Raw genomic sequence first — 25,217 nt, 5'->3', positions numbered from 1 at the left:
CGGGGTGGACCGGGTGACGCCGTTGAGGTCGTCTTCGCTGGTGGTGCGTCCGTTGCGGCCGTCCCGCTCGGTACGGTCGTCGTCGCTCTCCGCGGCCGCCTCGTCGGCCTCTGCGCTGGAGCCACGGCGGCGCCGCCGGCGCCGGCGGCGGGTGCTCGAGCCGCCCTCGCCCTCGTCGCCCTCGGCGGTGTCCTCGCCGCTGTCGGCGTCGGCGTCCTCGTCGGTCTCGTCGGCGCCCTGGTCCTCGGCGGCGTCCTCGTCGGCGGAGTCGTCGGCGGAGTCGTCGTCGCCCTCGGTGTCGGCGGCGTCGTCCCCGGTGCGCCCACGGCCGCGGCCGCGCCGGCCCCGGCGGCGGCGCCGGCTGCCGCCGGCCCCGTTGTCCTCGCCGTCGTCGATGCCGGGGTCGCCCTCGGCGTCCGCCCGCTCCTCGTCGGAGTCGGTGTCGGCGTCGGTGTCCGTGTCCTGGTCGGTCGCGGGGGTCTCGTCCGCACCGGCGGAGCGGCGACGCGAGCGGCTGCGCCGCGAGCGCGGCGCGGGGGTCTCGTCCTCGTCGTCCTCGGCCGGCTCGACGTCGGTCTCCTCGACCACCGGGGACTCGGCCAGCGGACGGCGGCTGCGCCGGCGCGGCGGGGGCGGGACGTCGGCCTCGGTCGGCGCGACGAAGCTCACGAACGCCGGGATCGTGGGAGCGGCGGGCGGCGCGGGCGGGTGGTCGCCGGGGTCGGCCGCGCCGGCCGGGCGGGTGGCCCGGCGGCGGGGACGGGCGATGACGGCGGTGGGCTCCGGGGAGCTGAACTGGGCGCCGAAGCGGGAGATCGGGGGCTCCTCGGGCTCGGCGGCCGGCTCGGGGCTCCCGGCGTCCTCCTCGGCGGCCGCGAGCTCCGCCACGGCGGCCTGCTCGCCGGCGTCGTCGTCCTCACCGGCCTCGGCGACGCGGACGTCGTCCTCGGCCGCGGCGTCCTCCGTGCCCTGCGGCAGGGCGGCGGGGTCGAGGCCCTCGTCGGCCGGGGTGGTCGTGCTGTCGTCTGTCTGGTCGGCCACGCGTGGCTCGCCTCCTGTGTGGTGCTCCCGGGCGCCGATCACGGGGACTGGCGGCCGCGCAGGAGCACGGGGTCGGACGGGTCGGCCCCCGCGCCGGGTGCGGCGGCAGGCGCGACCCGCGAAGTCTGGGGGTCGGTGTCCGGGCGAGGAGTTGCCGCGGCCGGGCGCCGGTGGTGCGGGTCCTTCGGTGGTGCGAGATCTCGGGGTGCGTCACGTCTGGCAGCCGTGTCGCTCGACGGTGTGCGGCCCCGGGGCCCACCGGTCAGACCGTGGCGGGCTCCCCCTGGCAGCGGGTGCTCGCGACGCGGTCCGGGCCGAGCGGGTCGGCCACGGTCCCGTTGTCGTCGAGCCGGCCCTGCGCCTCACGCACGGCCCGAGGGGGCGACGGCGGGCGCAGGTCGGCGACGGCAACCAGGGCGGCCAACACGTCGTCGGGTCGAACGGCGGGCGTCACCTGCCGGACGACCATGTGCAGTATGGCACAACCTGCCTCCTCGGCCGCCGACGCGCTGGCCACGGCCGGCCGGGCGTCGATGTCGCGCAGGCCGTTCTTGGTGCGCTTCTCGACGGTGACCACGTCGGCGGCGAGGAACGCCTCGACGGCCCGCGCCAGCTCGGCCGGCGCCACCCCCGGCAGCTCCACGCGCCAGGTCGCCGCGTCGATCCGGTCGGCCAGCGACCCGGAGCCCAGGGCCTCCACGCACTCGAGGACGTCGATGCCCGGCGGCAGCGAGGCGTCCAGCGCGGCGCGCACCTCCTCGGGGTCGCGCCGCTCGGCCAGTCCGATCTCCACGTACTCGGCCTCGCTGGCCGCGCCGGTGGGCGCCGCGCCGACGTAGGAGATCTTCGGGTGCGGGGAGAAGCCGGCGGAGAAGGCCATCGGCACACGCGCGCGGCGCAGCGCCCGCTCCAGGGCGCGGGCGAGGTCGCGGTGCGAGGCGAAGCGCAGCGGGCCGCGCTTGGCGTAGCGCAGCCGCAGCTTCTGCACGGTGGGCGGCGGGGGCGGCCCCTCGGGCTGGCGGGCCACTAGCGGCCGACGACCGTGAGCGGGAGCAGGCTGCGCCCGGTGGGACCGATCTGGATCTCGGTGCCGTTGGTCGGGCAGACGCCGCAGTCGTAGCAGGGGGTCCACCGGCAGTCGGCGACCTCCTCCTCGGCCAGGGCCTCCTGCCAGTCGTCCCAGAGCCACTCCTTGTCCAGCCCGGAGTCCAGGTGGTCCCAGGGCAGGACCTCGTCCTGGCCGCGCTCGCGGGTGGTGTACCAGTCGAGGTCGACGCCGAGGGGCCCGAGCTCGGCAGCCGCGGCGGCGGTCCAGCGCTCGTAGGAGAAGTGCTCGCTCCAGCCGTCGAACCGGCCGCCCTCGCGCCACACCCGCTCGATGACCCGGCCGACCCGGCGGTCGCCGCGGGAGAGCAGGCCCTCGACGATGCCCGGCTTGCCGTCGTGGTAGCGCAGGCCGATCGAGCGGCCGACGCGGCGGTCGGCGTTGATGGCCTGCCGCAGCAGCCGCAGCCGGGAGTCGATCGTCTCGGCGCTGGCCTGCCCGGCCCACTGGAACGGCGTGTGCGGCTTGGGCACGAACCCGCCGATCGACACCGTGCAGCGGATGTCCTTGCGGCCGCTGGCCTCCCGGCCGGCGCGGATGACCTCGACCGCGAGCTCGGCGATCTCCAGCACGTCCTCGTCGGTCTCGGTCGGCAGACCGCACATGAAGTAGAGCTTCACCTGCTGCCAGCCGTTGGCGTAGGCGGTGGTGACGGTGCGGACGAGGTCGTCCTTGGACACCGTCTTGTTGATCACCCGGCGGATCCGCTCGCTGCCGCCCTCGGGGGCGAAGGTCAGGCCGGAGCGCCGGCCGTTGCGGGACAGCTCGTTGGCGAGGGTGACGTTGAAGGCGTCGACGCGGGTGGACGGCAGCGACAGCCCGGTGTTGGTGCCCTCGTAGCGGTCGGCGAGCTGCTTGGCGACCTGGCCGATCTCGGAGTGGTCGGCGCTGGACAGCGACAGCAGCCCGACCTCCTCGTACCCGGTGGCGCGCAGCCCCTGGTCGACCATCGAGCCGATGCCGGTGATGGTCCGCTCGCGCACCGGGCGGGTGATCATCCCGGCCTGGCAGAACCGGCAGCCGCGGGTGCAGCCGCGGAAGATCTCCACGCTCATCCGCTCGTGCACGCTCTCGGCCAGCGGGACCAGCGGCGTCTTCGGGTAGGGCCACTCGTCGAGGTCCATGACGGTGCGCTTGCCGACCCGCGCGGGGACGTCGTCCCGGGTGCGGGTGACCGCCGCGATGGCGCCGTCCGGGCCGTAGGAGACGGCGTAGAACCGCGGCACGTAGACGCCGTCCACGCGGGCGAGGCGGGCCAGCAGCTCCAGGCGCCCGCCGGGGCGGCCCTGCTGCTTCCACGCCGCCACGACATCGGTGATGTCTCCGACGACCTGCTCGCCGTCGCCCAGGACGGCGCAGTCGACGAAGTCGGCGATCGGCTCGGGGTTGAACGCGGCGTGCCCGCCGGCCACCACGACCGGGTGCGTCTCGTCGCGGTCGGCCGCGTGCAGCGGCACCCCGGCGAGGTCGAGGGCCTCGAGCAGGTTGGTGTAGCCCAGCTCGGTGGCGAAGCTGACGCCGAGCAGGTCGAAGTCGGCGACCGCCCGGTGCGAGTCGACGGTGAACTGGCCGACGCCGTGCTCACGCATGAGCGCGGCGAGGTCGGGCCACACGGCGTAGGTGCGCTCGGCCAGGGCGTCGGGCCGCTCGTTGAGCACCTCGTACAGGATCATCAGGCCCTGGTTGGGCAGCCCGACCTCGTAGGCGTCGGGGTACATCAGCGCCCAGTGGACGGCGACGTCGTCCCACGCCTTGACCTGCGCGTTCAACTCACCGCCGACGTACTGGATCGGCTTCTGCACCTGCGCGAGGAGCGGTTCGAGACGGGGGTACAGCGATTCACCGTTCATGACCCGTCCAGGGTAGACGGCCCCCGCAGCCGCGAGATCTGCCGCCGAGTGAGCAGATGGGGTCGTTCGGCACGGCGTGTCTGCGCGTGTCGGCGACCACGACCGCCCACTCGGCGTGGGTGCGTGGCCAGCCGCTGGGCCTCAGCTCGGGTGACCTCGCCGACGAGGTGCAGCGAGACCTCGCAGCGGCGAGATCGACGATCTCGTGGTCATCACGGGCTGATCGCCACGAGACCGTCGATCTCGATGACGCGAGCCTCAGCCCAGCTTCGGGAAGAACAGCGCGATCTCGCGGGCGGCGGACTCGTCGGAGTCCGAGCCGTGGACGATGTTGTTCTGCACCTCGAGCCCGAAGTCACCGCGGATGGTGCCGGGAGCGGCCTTCACCGGGTCGGTGGCGCCGGCCAGGGCGCGGAACGCCTCGACCGCCCGCGGGCCCTCGACGGCGAGCGCGAGCAGCGGGCCGCCGGTGATGAACTCGACCAGCGGGCCGAAGAACGGCTTCTCGCGGTGCTCGCCGTAGTGCTCCTCCGCGACGTCCCGGGTCAGCGTGCGCAGCTCGGCGGCGACCAGGCGCAGGCCCTTGGCCTCCAGGCGCGAGATCACCTCGCCGACCAGGCCACGGGCGACGCCGTCGGGCTTGACGAGGACGAGGGTGCGGGCGGGGGTGGCTTCAGACACGAGCGCGGAGCCTACGCGGCGGGGTCGCCGTCCCCACGGGGAGCGGGCTCCCGGAAGGGATGGCCGAGCAGCTCCTTGCGGACCTGCAGCAGGTACAGCCAGATGAGCACGAAGACGCCGCCGACGAACCACATGGCGGCGTTGAGCAGACCGGTGAGCAGCAGCGGCACCTGCAGCGCGGTGCCGACCAGCAGGCCCTGGGGACGGCGCTGCACCCCGCCGGCCAGCACCAGGACGACGGCCAGCCCCAGCAGCAGCGCCAGCCGCACGCCGCCGAGGCCCTCCTCGGTCTGCGCGATGCCGCGCGGCACGAACAGCACGGCGATGCCCTCGAGCACCAGCACGCCGGCCGCCGCACCCCGCAGCGCGCGGGCCGCCCGCGCCGGGTCCGCCGCGGTCACGGTGTCTCCTCGCCGGCGCCCGTCGGCACCGTGCCGCGCGGTGCTGTGCCCATCCGTGACCTCGCGAGCTCGGTCACGACCGCGCCCCGCCCATGAGCGTGCGGGCCTCCCCCGCCGTGACCACGCTGCCGGTGACCAGCACGCCCGAGCCGCCCAGGGCGTCGTCCGGACCGGCCTCGGCCAGCTCGACGGCCTCGGTCAGCGCCTCGGGCAGCCGGGGCGAGACGCTGACCCGGTCGGCGCCGAAGACGTCGACGGCCAGCGCGCCCAGCTCGTCGGCGGGCATCGCGCGCGGCGAGCTGTTCTGGGTGACCACGAGCTCGGCGCAGACGGTCTCCAGCTCGCGCAGCATCCCCTCGACGTCCTTGCCGTGCACCACGCCCACCACGCCGACCAGCCGGGTGAAGTCGAAGGACTCCCGGACCGCCTCGACCGTGGCGGCCATGCCGGCCGGGTTGTGCGCGGCGTCGACCAGCACCGTCGGGCTGGTGCGGACCCGCTCCAGCCGGCCGGGCGAGCGGACGGCGGCGAACGCGGCGCGCACGGTCTCCTGGTCGATCGGCCCGGTCGCCGCACCCGCGCCGAGGAACGCCTCGACGGCGGCGAGCGCGGTCGCCGCGTTCTGCGCCTGGTGCGCGCCGAAGAGCGGGAGGTAGACCTCCTCGTACGCGCCGCCGAGGCCCTGCAGCCGCAGCTGCTGCCCGCCGACGGCGACCCGCCGGTCGAGGACGCCGAACTCGGTGCCCTCGCGCGCGACCACGGCCTCCACCTCGACCGCCCGGCGGACCAGCGCGTCGAGCGCCGCGGGCTGCTGGCGGGCCAGCACCGCGACCGCGTCGCGCTTGATCACCCCGGCCTTCTCGCCGGCGATCGTGCCGACGTCCGGGCCGAGGTACTCGGCGTGGTCGAGCGCGACCGGGGTGACGACGGCGACGCGGGCGTCCACCACGTTGGTCGCGTCCCAGGTGCCGCCCATCCCGACCTCGATGACGGCGACGTCGACCGGCGCGTCGGCGAAGGTCGCGTAGGCCATGCCGACCATGACCTCGAAGAAGCTCATCGGGTGCTCGCCGGCGGCGTCGACCATCTGCACGTAGGGCGCGATGTCGGAGTGGGTCTCGACGAACCGCTCGGCGCTGACCGGCTCGCCGTCGAGGACGATCCGCTCGCGCACCGACTGCAGGTGCGGGCTGGTGAACCGGCCGACCCGCAGGCCGAAGCCGCGCAGCAGCTCGTCGACCATCCGCGCCGTCGTCGTCTTGCCGTTGGTGCCGGCCACGTGGACGACGGGGTAGGCGCGGTGCGGGGAACCCAGCAGGTCGACCAGGGCGGAGATGCGGGACAGCGAGGGCTGCAGCCGCGTCTCGGGCCACCGCGCGAGGAGCTCCTCCTCGACGCGGGCGAGATCGACGGCTCCGCCGCTCTGCCCCGTACCCGCCCTGGTGCTCATCCTGTCCAGGATGCCAGTCGGCCACTACCTACGATGAGGGGCATGACCACCGACATCCAGACCCCGGAGACCACCGTCCCCGGAGCGGGCGCCGGTGTACCGGACAAGCCGTCGCTGGACGGGCTCGAGGAGAAGTGGGCCGCCCGCTGGGCCGAGGACGACACCTACGCCTTCGACCGCGCGGCCGCGTTCTCCGCCCCGCGGGAGCAGACGTACTCGATCGACACCCCTCCCCCGACCGCGAGCGGATCGCTGCACGTCGGGCACGTGTTCAGCTACACGCACACCGACATCGTCGCCCGCTACCAGCGGATGCGCGGCAAGCACGTCTACTACCCGATGGGCTGGGACGACAACGGCCTGCCCACCGAGCGCCGGGTGCAGAACTACTACGGCGTCCGCTGCGACCCCTCGCTCCCCTACGACGGGGACTTCCAGCCCCCGGCCAAGCCGGGCAAGGACCAGGTGCCGGTCTCGCGGCGCAACTTCGTCGAGCTGTGCATGCGGCTGACCGAGGAGGACGAGCGCGCCTTCGAGCAGCTGTGGCGGCGGGTCGGGCTGTCGGTGGACTGGCACAACGTCTACCGGACGATCTCGGAGGCCTCCCGCGCCACCGCGCAGCGCGCCTTCCTGCACAACCTCGCCCGCGGTGAGGCCTACGCCCAGGAGGCGCCGACCCTCTGGGACGTCACGTTCCGCACGGCGGTCGCGCAGGCCGAGCTCGAGGACCGCGAGCGCCCGGGTGCCTACCACCGCATCTCGTTCCACACCGCCGACGGCCCGGTGTTCATCGAGACCACCCGGCCGGAGCTGATCCCCGCCTGCGTCGCGCTGGTCGCCCACCCCGACGACGAGCGCTACCAGCCGCTGTTCGGCCGGACGGTGCGGACGCCGCTGTTCGACGTCGAGGTGCCCGTGGTCGCGCACCGCCTCGCCGAGCCGGACAAGGGCTCGGGCATCGCGATGATCTGCACCTTCGGCGACCTCAACGACGTCACCTGGTGGCGCGAGCTGCAGCTGCCGACCCGCGCGGTCGTCGGCTGGGACGGCCGGCTGCTGCCCGACGCGCCGCCCGGCGTCCCCGCCGACCGGTACGCCGAGCTGGCCGGCAAGACCGTGTTCAGCGCGCAGCAGCGGATCGTGGAGATGCTGCGCGAGTCCGGCGACCTGGACGGCGACCCGCGGCCGATCACCCACCCGGTGAAGTTCTTCGAGAAGGGCGAGCGGCCGCTGGAGATCGTCACCACGCGGCAGTGGTACATCCGCAACGGCGGCCGGGACGCGTCGCTGCGCGAGGCCCTGATCGAGCGCGGCCGGCAGATCCAGTGGGTGCCCGAGCACATGCGGCACCGGTACGAGAACTGGGTCGAGGGGCTCAACGGCGACTGGCTGATCAGCCGCCAGCGGTTCTTCGGTGTCCCGTTCCCGGTCTGGTACCGGCTGGACTCCTCCGGTGAGCCGGTGTACGAGGAGCCGCTGCTCGCGCCGGAGGAGTCGCTGCCGGTCGACCCGGCGTCCGACGTCCCGCCGGGCTTCTCCGAGGACCAGCGCGGCGCGCCCGGCGGCTTCATCGCCGACCCCGACGTCATGGACACCTGGGCGACGTCGTCGCTGTCGCCGCAGGTGGCCTCGGGCTGGGACACCGACCCGGAGCTGTTCGCGCACGTCTTCCCGATGGACCAGCGCCCCCAGGCCCACGACATCATCCGGACCTGGCTGTTCTCCACCGTCGTCCGCTCGCACTTCGAGCACGGCACGGTGCCGTGGACGCACGCGACGATCTCCGGCTTCGTCGTCGACCCCGACCGCAAGAAGATGTCGAAGTCCAAGGGCAACGTCGTCACGCCGATCGACGTGCTCGAGCGCTACGGCACCGACGCGGTGCGCTGGCGGGCCGCCGGCGCCCGGCCGGGGGCGGACTCGCCGTTCGACGAGGCGCAGATGAAGGTCGGCCGCCGGCTGGCCATCAAGATCCTCAACGTGGGCAAGTTCGTGCTGGGGCTGGGGGCGTCGGCCGACCTGTCGGCCTCGGCCGTGACCGAGCCGATCGACGGCGGCCTGCTGGCCGGGCTGGCGCAGGTCGTCGACGAGGCGACCGCGGCGATGGAATCCTACAACTACACCCGCGCGCTCGAGGTCGCCGAGGCGTTCTTCTGGTCGTTCTGCGACGACTACGTGGAGCTGGTGAAGTCCCGCGCCTACGGGTCGGGGCCGGCCGCCGAGTCCGCACGGGCCACGCTGGCGCTCGCGCTGTCGGTGCAGCTGCGGCTGTTCGCGCCGGTGCTGCCGTTCGTCACCGAGGAGGTCTGGTCCTGGTGGCAGTCAGGCTCGGTGCACCGCGCGCCGTGGCCGGCCGCGACCGAGCTGCCGACCGGCGGGGATCCCGCGGTGGTGTCGGTGGTGGCCACCGCGCTGGCCGGGGTCCGCAAGGCCAAGTCCGACGCGAAGGTCTCGATGCGGGCCGACGTGGAGTCCGCGACGGTGACCGCGCCGGCCGAGCAGGTGGCGCTGGTGGAGGCCGCGCGCAGCGACCTGGTCGAGGCCGGCCGGATCGCCTCGCTGGAGGTCGTCGCGGGCGAGGGCCCGCTGGCGGTCGACGTCGTCCTCGCCCCACCCGCCGAGGCCTGACCGCGGCGGAGTGTTGAACCTCTGAGGCCCAGGAGGACGGCTCTCCCAGGCCTCGGAGGTTCAACGTTCGTGCTGTCCACAGCGACGCTGCCGCTCCCGGTGACCCACATCGACGGCATCCCGGTCGTGCACCCGAGCCGCAGCCTCGTGGACGCGTGGTCCTGGGCGTACTCACCCAGGAGGAACCCCACTACCGCCCCCGATCAGGCGGACGTACGGCAAGCGGTGATCGAGTCGGTGCGCAGCCGTGGCGTGAGGTCGCCGCGCTGCGCGACGAGTCGCCCCGGCTGCGCACCCACGGGGGACGCGCCGAGCTCCGCAGGCTGCTCGACGTCGTCGCCGGCGGCTGCGAGAGCGAGCTGGAGATCTGGGGCGCCACCCGCGTACTGCCGGGCGCACCGCGGCTCCCTGCGTACGTGCAGCAGCACCCGGTCCGGCTGCCGGACGGACGGTGGATCCGCCTCGACGCGGCCTACGTGGAGGCGCGCGTCGCGGTGGAGCTCGACGGCGCCGCCTTCCACGGCAGCCGGGCGGCTCGTGAGCGGGACCTGCGCCGGGACACCGCTCCGGCGGCGCTCGGGTGGGTCGTGCTCCGGTTCAGCTACACGCGGCTGGTCAGCGATCCCGATGGGTGCCGGCGTGAGATCGAGGCCGTGGTGCGGGGCGGCTGGCACACCCGTGAACGGCTGAGGCCCAGAACCTCCGGGGTTCTGGGCCTCAGCCGTTCAGTGGTGCGGTCGGTTCAGGCCGACTTCTCGCGGGGGGCGCGGCTCGGCTTGCGGGGCACGATCGTCGGGTTGACGTGCTCGAGCACGACCTCCTTGGTGATCACCACGGAGGCGACGTCGTCCCGGCTGGGGACGTCGTACATCACCGACTGCAGGACCTCCTCCATGATCGCCCGGAGCCCACGTGCGCCGGTGCCGCGGAGGATGGCCTGGTCGGCGATCGCCTCGAGCGCGTCGTCGGTGAACTCGAGGTCCACCCCGTCGAGCTCGAACAGCCGCCGGTACTGGCGCACCAGGGCGTTCTTGGGCTCGGTGAGGATGTTCATCAGCGCGTCGCGGTCCAGCTTCTCCACGCTGGTGATGACCGGGAGCCGGCCGATGAACTCGGGGATCATCCCGAACTTCAGCAGGTCCTCGGGCATGACCTCGGCGAAGGCGTTGGCCTCGTCGATCTCCTTCTTGCTGCGGATCTCCGAGCCGAAGCCGATGCCCTGCTTGCCGGCCCGCTGCTCGATGATCTTCTCCAGCCCGGCGAAGGCGCCGCCCACGATGAACAGCACGTTCGTCGTGTCGATCTGGATGAACTCCTGGTGCGGGTGCTTGCGGCCACCCTGCGGGGGCACCGACGCCGTCGTCCCCTCGAGGATCTTCAGCAGCGCCTGCTGCACGCCCTCACCGGAGACGTCGCGGGTGATCGACGGGTTCTCGCTCTTGCGGGCGATCTTGTCGACCTCGTCGATGTAGATGATCCCGGTCTCGGCCCGCTTGACGTCGTAGTCGGCGGCCTGGATCAGCTTGAGCAGGATGTTCTCGACGTCCTCACCGACGTAGCCGGCCTCGGTGAGCGCCGTGGCGTCGGCGATGGCGAAGGGGACGTTGAGCATCCGGGCGAGGGTCTGCGCCAGGTGCGTCTTGCCGCAGCCGGTCGGGCCCATCAGCAGGATGTTGGACTTGGCCAGCTCGACCGAGTCGTCGCGGCTGCCGGCGCCGCCGGCCTGCACCCGCTTGTAGTGGTTGTAGACCGCGACCGAGAGCGCACGCTTGGCCTTGTCCTGGCCGATGACGTACTGCTCGAGGAAGTCGTGGATCTCCTTGGGCTTCGGCAGCTCGTCGAACTTCAGGTCCGACGACTCCGAGAGCTCTTCCTCGATGATCTCGTTGCAGAGGTCGATGCACTCGTCGCAGATGTAGACCCCGGGGCCAGCGATGAGCTTCTTGACCTGCTTCTGGCTCTTTCCGCAGAACGAGCACTTGAGCAGGTCACCGCTCTCACCGATTCGTGCCACCTGCTGACCTCCACCTCGGGGGGATTTCCAGGCTCCTGGTGTCAGGTGCCCGCCTGTTGATGGTGCTGACGTCCCGTGCTCGGCCCCGCTCCGGCGAGGCTCTCCTCCCAGCACGTGGGGCCGGGGATCGGGTGCTCGCCGACCGTACCTGCCGACACCGGCCCCGGAGGGCGATGACTCGCCCGCCGGGGACGGCGCCCTGACCACATGCGTCCCGCGTCCCTCGACGGTACGGGTCGAGCGCCCGACACGCGCGCACTCGACCCGTCCCGTTTCGGCAGATCAGCCCGGGAGCGCGTTGAGCTTGCGGCTCTGGATCACCGCGTCGACGATCCCGTACTCCTTGGCCTCCTCGGCCGTGAGGATCTTGTCGCGGTCGATGTCGGACCGGACCTGCTCAGGCGTGCGGCCGGTGTGCCGCGCCAGGATCTGCTCCATCTGGGTGCGCACCCGCTCGATCTCCGCGGCGTGGATCTCCAGGTCGGAGACCTGACCGCCGGCCTCACCGGAGGGCTGGTGGATCAGCACGCGGGAGTACGGCAGCGCCAGGCGCTTGCCCGGGGTGCCGGCGGCGAGCAGGACGGCGGCGGCCGAGGCGGCCTGGCCCATGCAGACCGTCTGGATGTCGGGCCGGACGAACATCATCGTGTCGTAGATGGCCATCAGCGAGGTGAAGGAGCCACCGGGCGAGTTGATGTAGATCGTGATGTCGCGGTCGGGGTCGTTGGACTCCAGCGTGATCAGCTGGGCCATGACGTCGTTGGCCGACGCGTCGTCGATCTGCACCCCGAGGAAGATGATGCGCTCCTCGAAGAGCTTGTTGTACGGGTTGGACTCCTTCATGCCGTAGCTGGTGCGCTCCACGAAGGAGGGCAGCACGTAACGGCTGGAGGGCATCTCGAAGCTCATGTCAGTTCTCCTCCGAACCGTCAGTTGTCGGTGACCGGGTTGGCCTGGTCGGTCATGGCGGCACGGCTGACGACGTGGTCGACGAAGCCGTACTCGAGAGCCTCCTGCGCGGTGAACCAGCGGTCGCGGTCGGAGTCGCGCTCGATCTGCTCGATCGGCTGGCCGGTGTGGAAGGACTGCAGCTCGTTGAGCTCGCGCTTCGTGCGCCGGAACAGGTCGGCCTGGATGGCGATGTCGGCCGCGGTGCCGCCGACGCCGGCCGAGGGCTGGTGCATCATGATCCGCGCGTGCGGCAGGGCGTAGCGCTTGCCCTTGGCGCCGGCGGTCAGCAGGAACTGGCCCATCGAGGCGGCCAGGCCCATGCCGTACGTCGCGACGTCGCAGTCGATGAACTGCATCGTGTCGTAGATCGCCATGCCGGCGCTGACGGAGCCACCGGGCGAGTTGATGTACAGGTGGATGTCGCGCTTGGGGTCCTCAGCCGACAGCAGCAGCATCTGCGCGGCGAGCTGGTTGGCGATGACGTCGTCGACCTGGGTGCCCAGGAAGATGATGCGCTCGCGCAGCAGGCGCTCGTAGACCGAGTCGTTGAGGTTCATCCCCCCGGCGGCGCCACGCATCAGCGGTGCGCTCGCCTGGTTCGGGTTGGTGCTCACGGGTGCGGTGACCTCCGTAGGACTGTCGTGCAGGCGATCTGGGGCGGGCTGGGTGGTACGGGGCCCGGGAGAGGCCCCCAGGGGTGTCTTTCCCCGGTGCTCGCCAGAGTCTGCGTCGACCCTAACGCGGACCCGTGCGGCGACAGTCCCGGCGCAGGGGGTGTTCGCCGTGGGCGCAGCGCCGGGTGCGCCGGTCGGGCCCGGGACGCACGACGCCGTCCCACCCCGGGTCTCGGGGTGGGACGGCGTCGGTCGTGCGGCGGGGTGGGCGTCAGGCCTTGGTGGCGTCCTCGGAGTCCTCGGTCGCGCCCTCGGTGGCCTCGACGGCGGCCGCGTCGGCGACCTCGGCGTCGGGCGCCTCGTCGGCGACGTCGGCGTCGGCGGTCTCGCCGTCGGCGTCCTGGGCCTCCGCAGTGTCGGTGCCGGCGGCCGGGGCCTGCACCGTGCGCGGCCGCAGCGCCTCGAGGTCGACCACGTTGCCGGAGGCGTCGGTGATCGTCGTCTCCTCGAGCAGCTGGGCGAGGGTCTTGGTGCGGCGGACGTCGGCGACGAACTCGGCGATGTTGCCGCCCTGCTGCAGCTGCTGGGCGTACTGCTCCGGGCTCATCCGGTTGCGCTGGGCCTGCGCCATGATCTGCGCCGAGAGGTCCTCGTTGTCGACGGTGACCTCACGGGCGTCGGCGATGGCGTCGAGGATGAACTGGGTGCGCACCGCCTCCTCGATGTTCTTGCGCTGGTCGGCGTCGTAGGCCTCCTGGCTCTCGACACCGGTCATCTGCAGGAAGCTGTCCCAGTCCATGCCGGCCTGCTGCAGCTCGTTCTGCATCGCCTGGTTGCGGAACTCGATCTCGCGGTCGACCAGGTTCTCCGGGATCGGCACCTCGACGGTCTCGAGCAGGTGCTCGACCAGCTTGTCGCGGGCCTGCGCGCCCTGCTGCAGCACCTTGGTGCGGGCCAGCCGGGTGCGGATGTCCTCCCGCAGCTCCCCGAGGGTGTCGAACTCGCTGGCGGTGGAGGCGAACTCGTCGTCGAGCTCCGGGAGCTCCTTGGTCTTCACCGAGCGGACGGTGACGGTGACGTCGGCCGTCTCACCGGCGTTCGGACCCTGCAGCAGCGCGGTCTGGAAGGTCGTCGACTCGTCGGCGGACAGCCCGCGGACGGCGTCGTCGAGGCCCTCCATGAGGTTGCCGGAGCCGACCTCGTAGGACATGCCGGTGGTCGAGCCGTCCTCGAGCACCTCGTCGCCGAGCTTGGCCTCGAGGTCGATGGAGACGAAGTCGCCGTCCTGGGCGGGGCGGTCGACGCCGGTGAGCATGCCGAAGCGCTCACGCATGACCGAGATCTGCTGGTCGATCTCGTCGTCGGTGACCTCGACGTCGTCGACGGTGACCGCGAGCGCGTCGAGCGGCGGCACCTCGATCTTGGGGGCGACGTCGACCTCGGCGGTGAAGGCGAGGGTGTCGTTGTCGTCGAGGCGGGTCACCTCGATGTCGGGCTGGCCCAGGACGCGCACCTGGTTCTCCCGCACGACCTCGGAGTAGACCTCCGGGATGGCGTGCTGGACGACCTGCTCGAGCACGAGCGGCCGGCCGATGCGCTGGTCGAGCACCCGGTTGGGCACCTTGCCGGGGCGGAAGCCGGGCACGCGCACCTGGCGGCCGAGCTCCTTGTAGACCTCACCGAAGGCGTGGTCCAGGTCCCCCCACGGCACCTCGATCGCCATCCGGACCCGCGTGGGGCCCAGTTCCTCGATGGTGCTCTTCACAGCAGCAGTGCTCCTCGATAGACAGACGGGGATGGGGCGCCGGGCACGACGGACGACGCCGGGTCGACCCCCGAGTCTAGAGACAGCGGCGCAGGTGCCGGTCCGGCGGACGGGGACGGTCGGGGTGACAGGATTTGAACCTGCGGCCCCCCGCTCCCAAAGCGGGTGCGCTACCAAGCTGCGCCACACCCCGTGGCGGGTCGAGTCTAGGTCCCGCCCGGCCGGGGACGGCGCGGCGCGGACGACCACCGCCTGGCGACCGGCCGCGGACCTGGGGCGGCTACGCTGTCGGGGGCACCGTCGCGGGTGTAGCTCAATGGCAGAGCCCCAGCCTTCCAAGCTGGCCATGCGGGTTCGATTCCCGTCACCCGCTCCACGTACTGACCTGCTCGTATACCCGTCTGCGCTGCTCAGGGAGCCTTCAACTCTGCTCCTGTGCCTTAACGGTGCCGACCCCTGTTGACCGCTGACCACCGGCTTTGGCCGGTGCTTAAGGCACGGATAAGGCACGAGCCACGGCTCGACGGTCGTGGGTGTTCATCGTCTGTGGGGCAGATGGTGAGTCGCCCTCGTCTCATGCCACTGGGACGACGGGCCTCTGCACGGGCAACAAGGGCTAGACGTGTCAGGTGTCGTGCTCGTTGATGAGCGCAACCAGGGTCGCCTCCGGCCGACCCCAATCACGGCGCCCCGCGCCCGGTTGCCCGGGCCATCAAGGAAGGCACTCCCGGTCAGTCACCGCTGGATGGCCGCAGCCCGATCGCCTGCCAGAACGTGTTCTCGGGCATGATCCGGGTGCCGTACGACCGCGCCTTCTCCGCTTCGCCGACAGAGAGGCGGGGTCGGCGACGACCAGCACATCGAGCGCTTTCGTGACGCGTTCATGCACGACCAGTCCCGCAGCGCGCGAGCGCATGCGCCTGATCGCAGTTAATGGGCTGTTCTTGGATGCGCGTTTGGAGTGTGCCGGTGAAGCACACGCCGAGCCCGCGCAAGCTCTCGGCCCAGTTCTGGGTCGGGGTTCGGGTCCGTGCCGCGTGTAGGGCAGCGGCGATCTCGCCGACCCCCAGTCCGAGTGCTGCGGCAACGTCCGCGAGGTCCTCGGCCTCCAGCTGCGTCCAGGTGGCGGTCCTCGAGTGCGCGTGAGAGCACATCGACGAAGCTCGCCGCCCGGCTGGCGACCGAGCTCGCCGAACAGGGCGGCCGGGCCGACCGGCGGCCGCCGCGCTGGGCTTCAAGCAGTCGCAGCTGGCCGACGAGGGTGGAGCCGCGGGCTTCTCCAGCTTCACCGGCCGCCTGTGGTCCGGCGCGAACACGGCATTGCGCCAGGCGACCTACTTCGTGATGAAGCGACGCGCGGGCGCCGTCGGAGAGAAGGGGCTGGGGCCACCCATCGGAGCTGCCCACAAGGCGGCACCGCGGTACGCTTCCACCTGACCGGCCACAGCTTCGGGGCACGGGTGGTGTCCTTCGCGCTTGCCGGACTCCCGGACGGAACGGATCCCTCCCCGGTGGAATCACTCCTTCTCCTGCAGGGCGCCTTCTCCCACTTCGCCTTCGCGTCGAAGCTTCCCCATGCCCGGGCCCGCGGTGGCGCGCTGGCCGGTCGGGCAGAGAAGGTGGACGGCCCCCTCGTCTGCTGCTTGCCCGAGCACGACACCGCCGTCGGCGTTCTCTATCCCCTCGCCTCATTCGGCTCGCGGGAGGACGCGGCTGGCAGCAAGGAGCTGGACTCCCGCTGGGGCGCCATGGGGCACGACGGGGCTCAGGCGGTGGATGCCGCCGATTCGCCGATCAGCCCCGTCGGCAAGAAGTGCTGCTATGCGCCGCGCCGCTTCCGCAACGTCGACGCCAGTAACGTGGTCCGCCAGGGGCGCCCGTTGTCGGGCGTGCACAGCGACATCTTCCACCCCGAGCTGGCCTGGATCGCCGTGAGGGCAGCCGGTCTCTCTGCTGCTGATCCAGCAGAAGGGGAACTGAAGAACGACCAGCCATCGGCGGGCGCACGCGTGAGCGCGCGGACAGCCACCGGTTCCGGAGCGTGCGTATGAGACCCCGGATCTTCGTCGGCAGTTCCACGGAGGCGATCGACATCTGCCGGGCCGTGCAGTCGGAGCTCGACGACCGTTTCGACGTTACCGTGTGGGACCAGGACGTCTTCCGCCTCTCTCACTCGGCGCTGGAATCACTGTTGGCAGCCCTCGACTCGGCGGACGCGGGAATCTTCGTCCTTCAGCCAGACGACGTCGTCACGAAGCGGGGCACATCGGATTCCGCTGTGCGGGACAATGTGATCTTCGAACTGGGCATGTTCATCGGGCGGCTCGGCGCCGACCGGACATTCATGCTCGCCCCGCAGTCCTCCGGCCCTCGGCTGCCCGGCGACTTGCTCGGCGTCGTGACCGCTAGATATGACGCCGGGAGGGTGGCGAGAGGCGAGCGCCGAGCGGGTGTCGCGTCTGCGTGTACGAAGGTTCGGGAGTGCCTTGACACCAAGGAACTCCGGATGATCACCGAACCTCAGGCCCGCGCGCGACTCGACCGGGCGATGGGACGGCTGAGTCGTGACCTGGAGTGGCTACTCAGCACTCCCTCGTCGGCGGCGGACGCCGGCGACTCCAGCCCACAGCTATCCATTCGGCTCCACCGGGCTCTCGTGCACGTGGAGGTCGGACGGATCCAGGACTACGGGTCGGATCGCCCGGACCGCGTGGTGGCACTTCCGGCGAACGAGTACTTCGACGACGAGTGCGTGACCGACGAACGAAGTTCCCTCGGGGCCTTCGTTCGGCATCATTACGGTGCTGACGTCGAAGACTTCGTGCGGCAGGTGCGGGCGGAACTCACGGGTGTGCCGTCGCAGCGCGTCCCGCGGACGGAGCGGCGCATCGACGACAGCTACGGGATAGGTCAAGGGATCTTCCTCAAGGGGCCGACACCGGCACACCGCGTCATCTTGGTGTCGGCGACGACGGAGCGGGCGGGGATCGGACTGAGGGCGGAGCCGCATTTCCTCTACGCGGCCATCCAGGGCGTGATCGAGACCATGAACGCCAACCGATTGACGTCGCTTTCCATGCCGATCTTGGGTGCAGGACATGGCGGCATGCCGGTGGGCGTGGCGTTGCTGTTCAACCTGCTCGCCCTTCGGTCGGTCCTACGGGAGGACATCGGACGGCACGTGCGGGAGGTTCGGATCGTGATTTATGAGGGCTCCCGATCAGAAATTGCGGACACCACCCTGCACGACGTGATGTCCCGAGTGGCGCTCGGCGGTTGATCGGCTCTGAGTGTTCGAGGTGTCTCATGGACGATCCCTATCGGCTTGAGCGGTTCGTGGATGCCCAGAACCATCGGGACGCCTACTTGCGCGCCGTGTCGGAGTTGCGCGCCGGACGTAAGACCGGCCACTGGATGTGGTTCATTTTTCCTCAAATGGCCGGGCTCGGACGGAGCTCCAACGCTAATTTTTACGCGATCTCCTCGCTGGACGAGGCTAAGGCCTATGTCGCGCACCCTGTACTGGGACCCCGCCTTCTGGAGATTACGCAGGTCGTGAATCAGATCGAGGGACGGTCAGCCGCAGAGGTCTTCGGCGGCCTCGACGCGATGAAACTTCGCTCGTCGATGACGTTGTTCGCGGCGGCCGCGCCGGAGACCCGGGAGTTCACGGCCTGCTTGGACCGCTACTTCGACGGACAGCCGGATCCGCTCACGATAGGTCTGCTCCGCTCCAGCCCCGCATGATCGCCTGGACACACCACAACGGCAGGCGAGGGCGGCCCTGTGAGCAGCCAGCCGGAAGAACGAGAACGTCAGTACGGTGGGCCCCGTGGGGATTGAACCCACAACCCTGCGATTTGATCGCGGTCTCGTTTGCTGACGCTGGCAGACGTTGAACGCGCAGGCCGATGAGGCAACTAATCAAGGGTTCGGTTCAGTCGACTATGGCTGTTGACGGCAGTATTGGATGAGTAAAAGTTGCATGGTGGGGCAGCTTGACGGCGTCCCAGGACGGGGCCGAAGACGTTGCCCAGCGGCCCGACAACGACGCCGGTGACGAGCAGGGTGACAGCCAGGCTTCAGCTGCCTGGCTGTCGAGTGCGTGCTCACGGACGCGCTCGCCAACCTCAAGCTGAATGTGTGCGGGTCGCGTCGCCGAGCGGGGCGGGCCCCCTTTGAGGCCGGCGACTCGAGGTCCGCCAAAAGCAGCTGAGGACGGCGGAGGCTCGCCAGGTCGGTCAGCCGACGCGCAGCCAGTCACCGACCCCAACGCTCCCCGGCTCGAGCGCCTCGCAGTACAGGCCGAAGGTCGCCCCGACTCCGAGCTCGGATTCCCGACCAGTCAAGTGCCCCGCTCCTCAGCCGCATCGCGGTGTCGACCTCTGCTCACGTCGCGGTGCCCGGTCCACCAGGGAACAGCGTGGTGGGGGGAGCGGCAAGCACAGTCAGCACGGCAAAGGAGGGCGGAGCGACAGTGCTTGGGTCGACGACTCTCGCCAGCCCGGAAGGGTCGGTGAGGAAGCCCACGCATGCGCCGGCATCCGCCCGACCGATGTCCCGCGGTCAGCCGGCGACGGCGAGGCGGGGCTGCGGCTGCCTGGCCGGTGCTCGTCACCGCCCGCCGCGATGACGGCCACCCAGTGGTGGTGCTACCGGGGCTGATGCTTGGCGACCCCGCCACTCTGGTGCTGCGGACCGCGCTGCGCGCCCTGGACCACAACGTGTCCGGTTGAAGGTTGGGCCTCAACCGGGGCCCGACGGACCGGGTGGTCGACACGTTGCGCGTCCAACTCGAGCGGATGCACAGGACCTCAGGACGGCGGGGGTCAGCCTGGTCGGGTGAAGTCTCGGCGGGCTCTACGCGCAAGAACTGGCCCGAGCTGCGGCGGGCAGCGTCCGCGGACTGGTCAGCCTCGGCACGCCGGTGCTGCGATCGGCGCCCTGGGTCCGCACTGCCTCGGGGATCGTCGACGGCGGCGCCCGCCTTCGGTGCAGGGCGGCGGCGCTGCCCTTGGCCCAGGGCCGAGCGCTGCTCGCTGCGCGTGCCCGCCACGTCGGTCTACACCCGAGCCGACGGCACCGTGCACTGGTCGTCGTGCCGGAACGAGGTCCGCGCTCGGCGGGAGAACGTGAAAGTGCGCGGCAGCCACCTCGGCCTCGCTTGCGACCCCGGCGGGTCTTTGGCTACTGGCCGACCGGCTGGGGATGGCCGAGGGCGCCTGGACACCCATTCCGCCTCCCACCCCGACTCAGCCTGCCCTTCCCCCGCCGTCAATGACACAGGCAGGCCCACCGCGACGTCATTCCCAGCCGACCCGAGCCGGTCGACCCTGGCGCTGGGTCAAGCCGATGTCGTTGCACATCGCGCTGCTGTCGGTCGACCGGGCCGCCATGCGCTGAGTCCGTGCGGCCGAGCGCCCTCGACCTCGCCCCGCTCGGCGTCAGTAGCCCCGCTCGAGATCGACGATGGGGGGCGGCCACCCACCGCCCACGAACGTCTTCAGGTTGCGCGCGACGATGTCCGCGGCCGCCGTCAGATCGGTGGGACCCGCGACATGGGGCGTCACCGTGCAGCCGGGAGCGTCCCAGAGAGCGGAAGTCGGCGGCAGCGGCTCGACGGCGAAGGTGTCGAGGATCGCGCGGTCCAGTTGTCCGCCCCGAAGAGCCTCGACCACGGCGTCCTCGTCGAGCACCGCGCCCCGCCCGACGTTGACGACAACGGCGCCCGGCGCGAGCAGAGCGAGCTCGAGCCGGCCGATCAAACCTCGGGTCTCGTGCGTCCCGGGCAGGGCGAGGACCAGAATCCGGAGCTCCGTGAGGAACGGGTGCAGCTCGGAGCTCGCGAAGACGGGGTTCCCGGACGGGTCCACGCCGTGGCCGCTTCGGCTGAATGCCCGGACCGGCAGCCCAAACCCCGCCGCCACCCGCCCGATGTGACGCCCGATCTCACCCCAGCCCGCGACACCGAGAGGGCCGTGCAGACGTTGTGTGGGGAGCGGTTGCCACTGCCTGGCCATCTGCGCGTCCTGGAACTGGCCGACCCGCTGACTGCCGGACAACAGGTGCGCGAACACGTACTCGGCGATGTACGGCGCGTGGACGTCGGTCATCCGCGTGAGCCGGACACCGTGCGGCAGGTCGACCTCCCGCCAGGAGTCGACTCCCGCCCAGAGCGACTGGATCCACAACAGCTCTCGCGCGGAGGCCAGCGCCGCCACCGGGAACGGACCTGAGACCACGACGTGACAGTGCTGGATGGCGCGGTGCACCGACGCCTCGTCGGAGCAGGCGAGAAACCGGCCGGGCGCGTTCCGCTCGACGAGCAGCCCGACGAGCTCCTCGGCATGCTGCGGCTCGTACACCAGGACCGTCAGATCGGCGGCCCCCGGCCGGTCCCGATCGGTCCGCCCCGGTGGTTCGGTGTCCATGGCCGCTTCTTTCTCGACGGGCCTCGCCCGCCGCTCGACCGGCAAGGGGGTCCGGCCCGCGGATCGGGTCCTCGACGGGTCCTGGTCTATGGGTGCAGAGCGTTCAACGATCCGCAAGCAGCCCTGGAGGTGATGCCCGCACCACCATCTCGTCGACCCCCAGTTGCCAGCCAGACGAGTTAAGAGCGCGGAGCGCGTCCGGGTCATTTTCGCAGTTGAGGGAGTGGAGGGTGGAAGTCAGGAACGCTTCGTTCCACGCGCAGACACCGACCGCCTTGAGCTGACCGACCTGGCCTCGCTGCCCGCGCAGCGTCCGAGGGCATGGTGAACCCTCACTGCGAGCCGAGGTCATGGTGTTCGAGCCTCGTGCTGAGGACCCGGACGCCGCCAGCGACCGCTTCAGACCGCCACAGCTGAGACTCGATCCGTCGTGCAGTCATCGCCTCGTAGACCAGGCCTTCCGCTGGGTCGTGAAGCCCGCGGGCGGAGCGGTTCAACGCAGCGATGACCCCGTCCACCACCGGATTGCGTGCGTTAGCCCGGGTCAGCAGGCCGACGTGCTGGTGTGTCCTGGTCCCGGCGAGCCGGGCGGTGACCACTCCGGGTCCCGGCGCGTGGCCCAGCACGGGCACCAGCGCGATGCCCAGGCCGGATCGGACGAAGCCGCGGACGACGGCGTAGTCGTTGCTGCGGTAGGACACGCGGGGCTCGAAGCCCGCCGCGGCGACCAACCGCCGCAGGCATGCGGCGCCCTTGGTGCCGTGACGGGTCGTCACCCACACCGCCTCCTGGAGCTGCTCGAGCCGAATTTCTCCCACTTCGCTCAGCGGGTGTCCGGACGGGAGCAGCAGGACCAGGTCCTCACGGAGGAGCGGGGTCACCGGGAGCGCACGCGGCCGCCACCCGGGCACCGGGGTGTAGCGGTAGACGAGCGCGACGTCGAGGTCGCCGTCTCGGACCCGTGGCGCAAGCTCGGAGGGCTCCCCCTCATCGAGGAGAACCTCGACGCAGGGATGGCTGGTAGCCAGCGCAGTCAGCCCTCCGGGCAGCCGGTGCTGGCTGGCCGTCGGGAAGCTGCCGAGCCGGACCGTACCGAGCACCCCTTCGGCTTGGTCACCTGACTTGTCGACCTCTCAGCCCCCAACTGGCGGCCACGGGCTCAGAACGAGCGCTCCCGCCCGCGGCGCGAGCGCAGCGGCGAGACCTCACGGCGGCGGGGCCGAACGAGCACGGCAGGCCGCGCGTGGACGCAGGGGCGACAGCCGTCCCCGTCCGGACCACTCCTGTCGGGCCACCGTCATCGCCATCGCGAGCTCAGAGCACCAGGTCGACCCAGACGTGCCCGCACTGCAGGTCCGCCTCTGCAAGCCGCGTAATCACATCGACCGCCGGGGTCCGAGCGACGAGCGGGGCAGCTGACATTGTGTTCGGGACGAGCATCCGGACCGGACGATCTGTCGATGGGATGAGAACCGCCGAAGCCGCAGAGTGGAGGTGAACAGCGGGCCTCCTGGTCCGTCCTGACAACTCACCGGCGAGGACATCCCATGACCTTTGCAGAGGGCGAGCAGGTCGCGGTGGAGACCGAGGCCGAGACTGAGGCCCACCGGGCCTACCGCCTCGACCGCCAGCACGTGTTCCACTCCTGGTCAGCGCAGGATGCGTTGGATCCCATGGTCATCACCCGGGCCGAGGGGTCTCACGTCTGGGACGGCGAGGGCAGGAAGTACCTCGACTTCTCAAGCCAGCTGGTCTACACGAACGTCGGACACCAGCACCCGCGTGTGATCGCTGCAATCCAAGAGCAGGCCGCGCGCCTGTGCACCGTGGCGCCGCAGCACGCCAACGACGCGCGCAGCGAGGCGGCGAGACTGATCGCCGAGCGCACGCCCGGAGACCTCGACCGGATCTTCTTCACCAACGGCGGCGCGGACGCCAACGAGCACGCCGTGCGCATGGCTCGGTTGTTCACCGGTCGCCACAAGGTGCTGACGACGTACCGCTCCTACCACGGCGGCACCACGACCGCCATCAACATGACCGGCGACCCCCGGCGGTGGCCGAACGACTTCGCCACCTCGGGGACGGTGCACTTCTGGGGGCCGTTCCTCTACCGGTCTGCCTTCTACGCGGAGACCGAGGAGCAGGAGTGCGCCCGCGCGCTCGAGCACCTCGAGCGGACCATCTCCTTCGAGGGACCGGAGTCCATCGCGGCGGTGGTCCTCGAGGCGATCCCCGGTACGGCCGGCGTCATGGTGCCGCCGCCCGGCTACATGCGGGGCGTTCGAGAGCTCTGCGACCGCTTCGGCATCGTGATGGTCGCCGACGAGGTGATGACCGGGTTCGGACGGACGGGCGCGTGGTTCGCCATGGGTGACATGGGTGTCACCCCCGACCTCCTCACGTTCGCCAAGGGGGTCAACTCCGGGTACGTGCCGCTCGGAGGCGTGGCGATCAACAACGAGATCGCATCGTACTTCGGCTCGCGCGTCTATCCCGGTGGCCTCACGTACTCGGGACACCCGCTCGCCGCGGCGGCTGCGGTCGCGACCATCGAGGTCATGGAGGACGAGGGGGTGGTCGGGAACGCGGCCCGTCTCGGGTGCGATGTCATCGGGCCGCGCCTGCGCGAGGTGGCGGAGCGTCACCCCAGCGTCGGGGAGGTTCGCGGTACCGGGGTCTTCTGGGCCCTAGAGCTGATCCGTGATCCCTCCACTCGTGAGCCGCTGGCCCCTTATGGCGGCACGAGCCCTGCGATGGCAGAGGTGTCCGCCTTCCTCAAGAAGGAGGGGATGTTGCCGTTCACCAACTTCAACCGCGTGCACGTGCTCCCGCCCTGCAACATCTCGGACGCTGACGCGCTCGAGGGCCTCGAGCTCATCGACGCTGCTCTGGACCTCGCGGACAAGCACGTGACGGACTGAGCGGCTCTCACGAGCTGACAATCCTGGCAGGTCCGGCGCTCGCCACCGGACCTGCGTGGAGTTGCGTCTCGTGGACGGTCGGTCCGGGTGCAGGGACAGTTCCCCGGAGGGGGCCACCGGTCGGTCGTACCCGTCCCCGGGGGTCCCTTGGTGTGGCACTGGACCAACCGGACCCGCCAGGCCGGCACCTCCAGCGGGCTGCGTGCTCCTCCCCTGCCGGCAGCGACCCACGGAAGCGGTCCCGGGCGGGGCAGCACCACCCGGTCCGCACATGACGACGGACGCGTCGCTGGTCTGGGAGACCCGACGAATCTCGTTGTCGACTGGGGGTCCGCCCGCTGACCCGACCGGCTCGAGGTGCCCGCCGACCCACGGCCGATCGGTCGGCTCCGGGGCCCATTGCTCGTCTCTCGCGACTGGGGGTTGAACCCGGGTTCACCTCTGATCCGGACTCCGGCCCGCAGGTGCTGTTGTCCCGGGTCGGGGTGTAGCTGGTGACCTCGGGAGCCCGTGCGAACGCGACCATGACGCCATCCGGCCGGCTGTGCCACCTGTTCCCGAACTGCTCCAAGAGCCGGGGAGTGCAGTCGAGCCGCCGGGGATCGCGGCGACCGGAAACCTGCCCATCGTCGCGGGCCTCGACGAGGACGGCGCCAACCAGGTGAGCAGGGCCGAGGGACCGGAGACGGCGCCGCCGACGTCGGTGCAGCGCTTGATCAGCTCGTCGAGCGGTTCCCGCGAGTTGGTCGACCGATCTCCTGGTGGCTGCCCGGGAAGGTGGCGCCAGGGAGGCGGGGACGGGCGACCGATCCTGCCGGCGATGACGTCGAGGGGGGAACGCGTGTGCTCGGCGGGGCACTGAGCGAGGACGTTGCGGATGGCGGCGACCATTCCGGCGTTGCCCTACGGACCATGGCGAGCACGATGCGCGGAGCGGTCCATTCGGCAGCGCTGCCAGGCCGCGACCTGCAGCACCGCCGCGATCGTGCCCTTCGGGCCAGGTGGCCCTGGCCCGCCGTCGTGTGGTCGGTGCCGACGACGGCGATGTCGGGCCGGAATGCAACCGGAGCCACGGCCGGACGCTGCTCGGCCGGTCCGGCGCCGGGGTCTCGGGACCTTCGGGCCCCGAGACCCCGGGTTGGCCGGATGATCAGGGGCCCGTCCTCGGAGCCGGGGTGGCCCCGTGGCCGAGGCGCACGTTGATCTGCTTGGTCTGGGTGAAGCCGGCGATCATCCCCTCGAGGGAGACCTCCCGCCCGATGCCGCTCTGCTTGTAGCCGCCGTAGGACTGGCCGACGACCTGCCCGCCGCCCTGGTTGACCTGCACCCAGCCGGCCTCGAGCCGGTGGGCGGTGGTGATCG

The 25,217-nt window shown here is 71.3% G+C and carries 17 protein-coding genes, 2 tRNA genes and 2 pseudogenes; 7 read left to right on the top strand and 14 right to left on the bottom strand.

What is annotated here, in order from left to right; genetic code table 11:
• The 6 genes and pseudogenes from ACI79G_RS23625 to folC all read right to left on the bottom strand — a co-directional run.
• Nucleotides 1-1,041: pseudogene (locus ACI79G_RS23625) on the bottom strand (ribonuclease E/G); the annotation flags it as partial.
• 262 nt (nucleotides 1,042-1,303) lie between these two features.
• Nucleotides 1,304-2,068, bottom strand: a complete 765-nt coding sequence (locus tag ACI79G_RS23620) for a TIGR03936 family radical SAM-associated protein (protein ID WP_456883472.1) — start codon at nucleotides 2,066-2,068, stop codon at nucleotides 1,304-1,306.
• Complete coding sequence (locus ACI79G_RS23615; RefSeq protein ID WP_456883471.1) at nucleotides 2,068-3,996, bottom strand: TIGR03960 family B12-binding radical SAM protein; 1,929 nt, start codon at nucleotides 3,994-3,996, stop codon at nucleotides 2,068-2,070. Before ACI79G_RS23615 ends, ACI79G_RS23620 begins: the two co-directional genes overlap by 1 nt.
• Before the next feature lie 258 nt (nucleotides 3,997-4,254).
• Nucleotides 4,255-4,677: a nucleoside-diphosphate kinase gene (ndk, locus tag ACI79G_RS23610; RefSeq protein ID WP_456883470.1), complete on the bottom strand. Its 423-nt coding sequence runs from the start codon at nucleotides 4,675-4,677 to the stop codon at nucleotides 4,255-4,257.
• A gap of 11 nt (nucleotides 4,678-4,688) precedes the next feature.
• Complete coding sequence (locus ACI79G_RS23605; RefSeq protein ID WP_456883469.1) at nucleotides 4,689-5,078, bottom strand: DUF4233 domain-containing protein; 390 nt, start codon at nucleotides 5,076-5,078, stop codon at nucleotides 4,689-4,691.
• A 73-nt stretch (nucleotides 5,079-5,151) separates the two neighbouring features.
• Nucleotides 5,152-6,528 (bottom strand): bifunctional tetrahydrofolate synthase/dihydrofolate synthase, encoded by a 1,377-nt coding sequence (folC, locus tag ACI79G_RS23600; RefSeq protein ID WP_456883468.1) that lies wholly within the window; start codon nucleotides 6,526-6,528, stop codon nucleotides 5,152-5,154.
• A gap of 42 nt (nucleotides 6,529-6,570) precedes the next feature.
• Between folC and valS the strand changes: the two genes are divergently transcribed.
• Together valS and ACI79G_RS23590 are read left to right on the top strand one after the other, a co-directional pair.
• Complete coding sequence (gene valS / locus ACI79G_RS23595; RefSeq protein WP_456883467.1) at nucleotides 6,571-9,156, top strand: valine--tRNA ligase; 2,586 nt, start codon at nucleotides 6,571-6,573, stop codon at nucleotides 9,154-9,156.
• 155 nt (nucleotides 9,157-9,311) lie between these two features.
• A pseudogene (locus ACI79G_RS23590) lies at nucleotides 9,312-9,803 on the top strand (endonuclease domain-containing protein); the annotation flags it as partial.
• 95 nt (nucleotides 9,804-9,898) lie between these two features.
• Here ACI79G_RS23590 and clpX read toward each other — a convergent pair.
• The 5 genes from clpX to ACI79G_RS23565 all read right to left on the bottom strand — a co-directional run bounded on the left by clpX (nucleotide 9,899) and on the right by ACI79G_RS23565 (nucleotide 14,693).
• Nucleotides 9,899-11,170, bottom strand: a complete 1,272-nt coding sequence (clpX, locus tag ACI79G_RS23585) for an ATP-dependent Clp protease ATP-binding subunit ClpX (protein ID WP_091219995.1) — start codon at nucleotides 11,168-11,170, stop codon at nucleotides 9,899-9,901.
• A 282-nt stretch (nucleotides 11,171-11,452) separates the two neighbouring features.
• Nucleotides 11,453-12,079, bottom strand: coding sequence for an ATP-dependent Clp protease proteolytic subunit (locus ACI79G_RS23580; protein ID WP_456883466.1), 627 nt, complete (start codon nucleotides 12,077-12,079; stop codon nucleotides 11,453-11,455).
• Between the two features lie 20 nt (nucleotides 12,080-12,099).
• A complete protein-coding gene (locus tag ACI79G_RS23575) occupies nucleotides 12,100-12,735 on the bottom strand; it encodes an ATP-dependent Clp protease proteolytic subunit (protein WP_456883465.1) in 636 nt (211 codons plus the stop codon).
• A gap of 271 nt (nucleotides 12,736-13,006) precedes the next feature.
• Complete coding sequence (gene tig, locus ACI79G_RS23570) at nucleotides 13,007-14,500, bottom strand: trigger factor (RefSeq protein WP_456883464.1); 1,494 nt, start codon at nucleotides 14,498-14,500, stop codon at nucleotides 13,007-13,009.
• Between the two features lie 119 nt (nucleotides 14,501-14,619).
• A tRNA-Pro gene (locus ACI79G_RS23565) sits at nucleotides 14,620-14,693 on the bottom strand.
• A 109-nt stretch (nucleotides 14,694-14,802) separates the two neighbouring features.
• Here ACI79G_RS23565 and ACI79G_RS23560 point away from each other — a divergent pair.
• The 4 genes from ACI79G_RS23560 to ACI79G_RS23545 all read left to right on the top strand — a co-directional run bounded on the left by ACI79G_RS23560 (nucleotide 14,803) and on the right by ACI79G_RS23545 (nucleotide 18,247).
• Nucleotides 14,803-14,876, top strand: a tRNA-Gly gene (locus tag ACI79G_RS23560).
• A 1,084-nt stretch (nucleotides 14,877-15,960) separates the two neighbouring features.
• Nucleotides 15,961-16,551: a hypothetical protein gene (locus tag ACI79G_RS23555; protein ID WP_456883463.1), complete on the top strand. Its 591-nt coding sequence runs from the start codon at nucleotides 15,961-15,963 to the stop codon at nucleotides 16,549-16,551.
• The gene (locus ACI79G_RS23550) at nucleotides 16,548-17,780 is read left to right on the top strand and encodes a nucleotide-binding protein (RefSeq protein ID WP_456883462.1); all 1,233 of its coding nucleotides are present in this window, start codon (nucleotides 16,548-16,550) and stop codon (nucleotides 17,778-17,780) included. The genes ACI79G_RS23555 and ACI79G_RS23550 overlap by 4 nt, the downstream gene beginning before the upstream one ends.
• Nucleotides 17,781-17,806: 26 nt before the next feature.
• Nucleotides 17,807-18,247, top strand: coding sequence for a DUF1810 domain-containing protein (locus ACI79G_RS23545; RefSeq protein ID WP_456883461.1), 441 nt, complete (start codon nucleotides 17,807-17,809; stop codon nucleotides 18,245-18,247).
• Between the two features lie 1,697 nt (nucleotides 18,248-19,944).
• Here ACI79G_RS23545 and ACI79G_RS23540 read toward each other — a convergent pair.
• A complete protein-coding gene (locus tag ACI79G_RS23540; RefSeq protein WP_456883460.1) occupies nucleotides 19,945-20,931 on the bottom strand; it encodes a D-2-hydroxyacid dehydrogenase in 987 nt (328 codons plus the stop codon).
• A 332-nt stretch (nucleotides 20,932-21,263) separates the two neighbouring features.
• The gene (locus ACI79G_RS23535) at nucleotides 21,264-22,031 is read right to left on the bottom strand and encodes a LysR substrate-binding domain-containing protein (RefSeq protein ID WP_456883459.1); all 768 of its coding nucleotides are present in this window, start codon (nucleotides 22,029-22,031) and stop codon (nucleotides 21,264-21,266) included.
• A gap of 477 nt (nucleotides 22,032-22,508) precedes the next feature.
• On the opposite strand from ACI79G_RS23535, the gene ACI79G_RS23530 reads away from it, so the two are divergent.
• Nucleotides 22,509-23,855: an aminotransferase class III-fold pyridoxal phosphate-dependent enzyme gene (locus tag ACI79G_RS23530; RefSeq protein ID WP_456883458.1), complete on the top strand. Its 1,347-nt coding sequence runs from the start codon at nucleotides 22,509-22,511 to the stop codon at nucleotides 23,853-23,855.
• A 1,150-nt stretch (nucleotides 23,856-25,005) separates the two neighbouring features.
• Here the strand turns inward: ACI79G_RS23530 and ACI79G_RS23525 are convergent.
• On the bottom strand, nucleotides 25,006-25,217 hold a 212-nt coding region (locus ACI79G_RS23525), incomplete at its 5' end, for an aldehyde dehydrogenase family protein (protein ID WP_456883457.1).

The organism is Geodermatophilus sp. SYSU D00779 (genome assembly GCF_054050595.1).
Note: the sequence above shows the minus strand (reverse complement) of the source record. Positions and strands in the feature narration are given on the sequence as shown.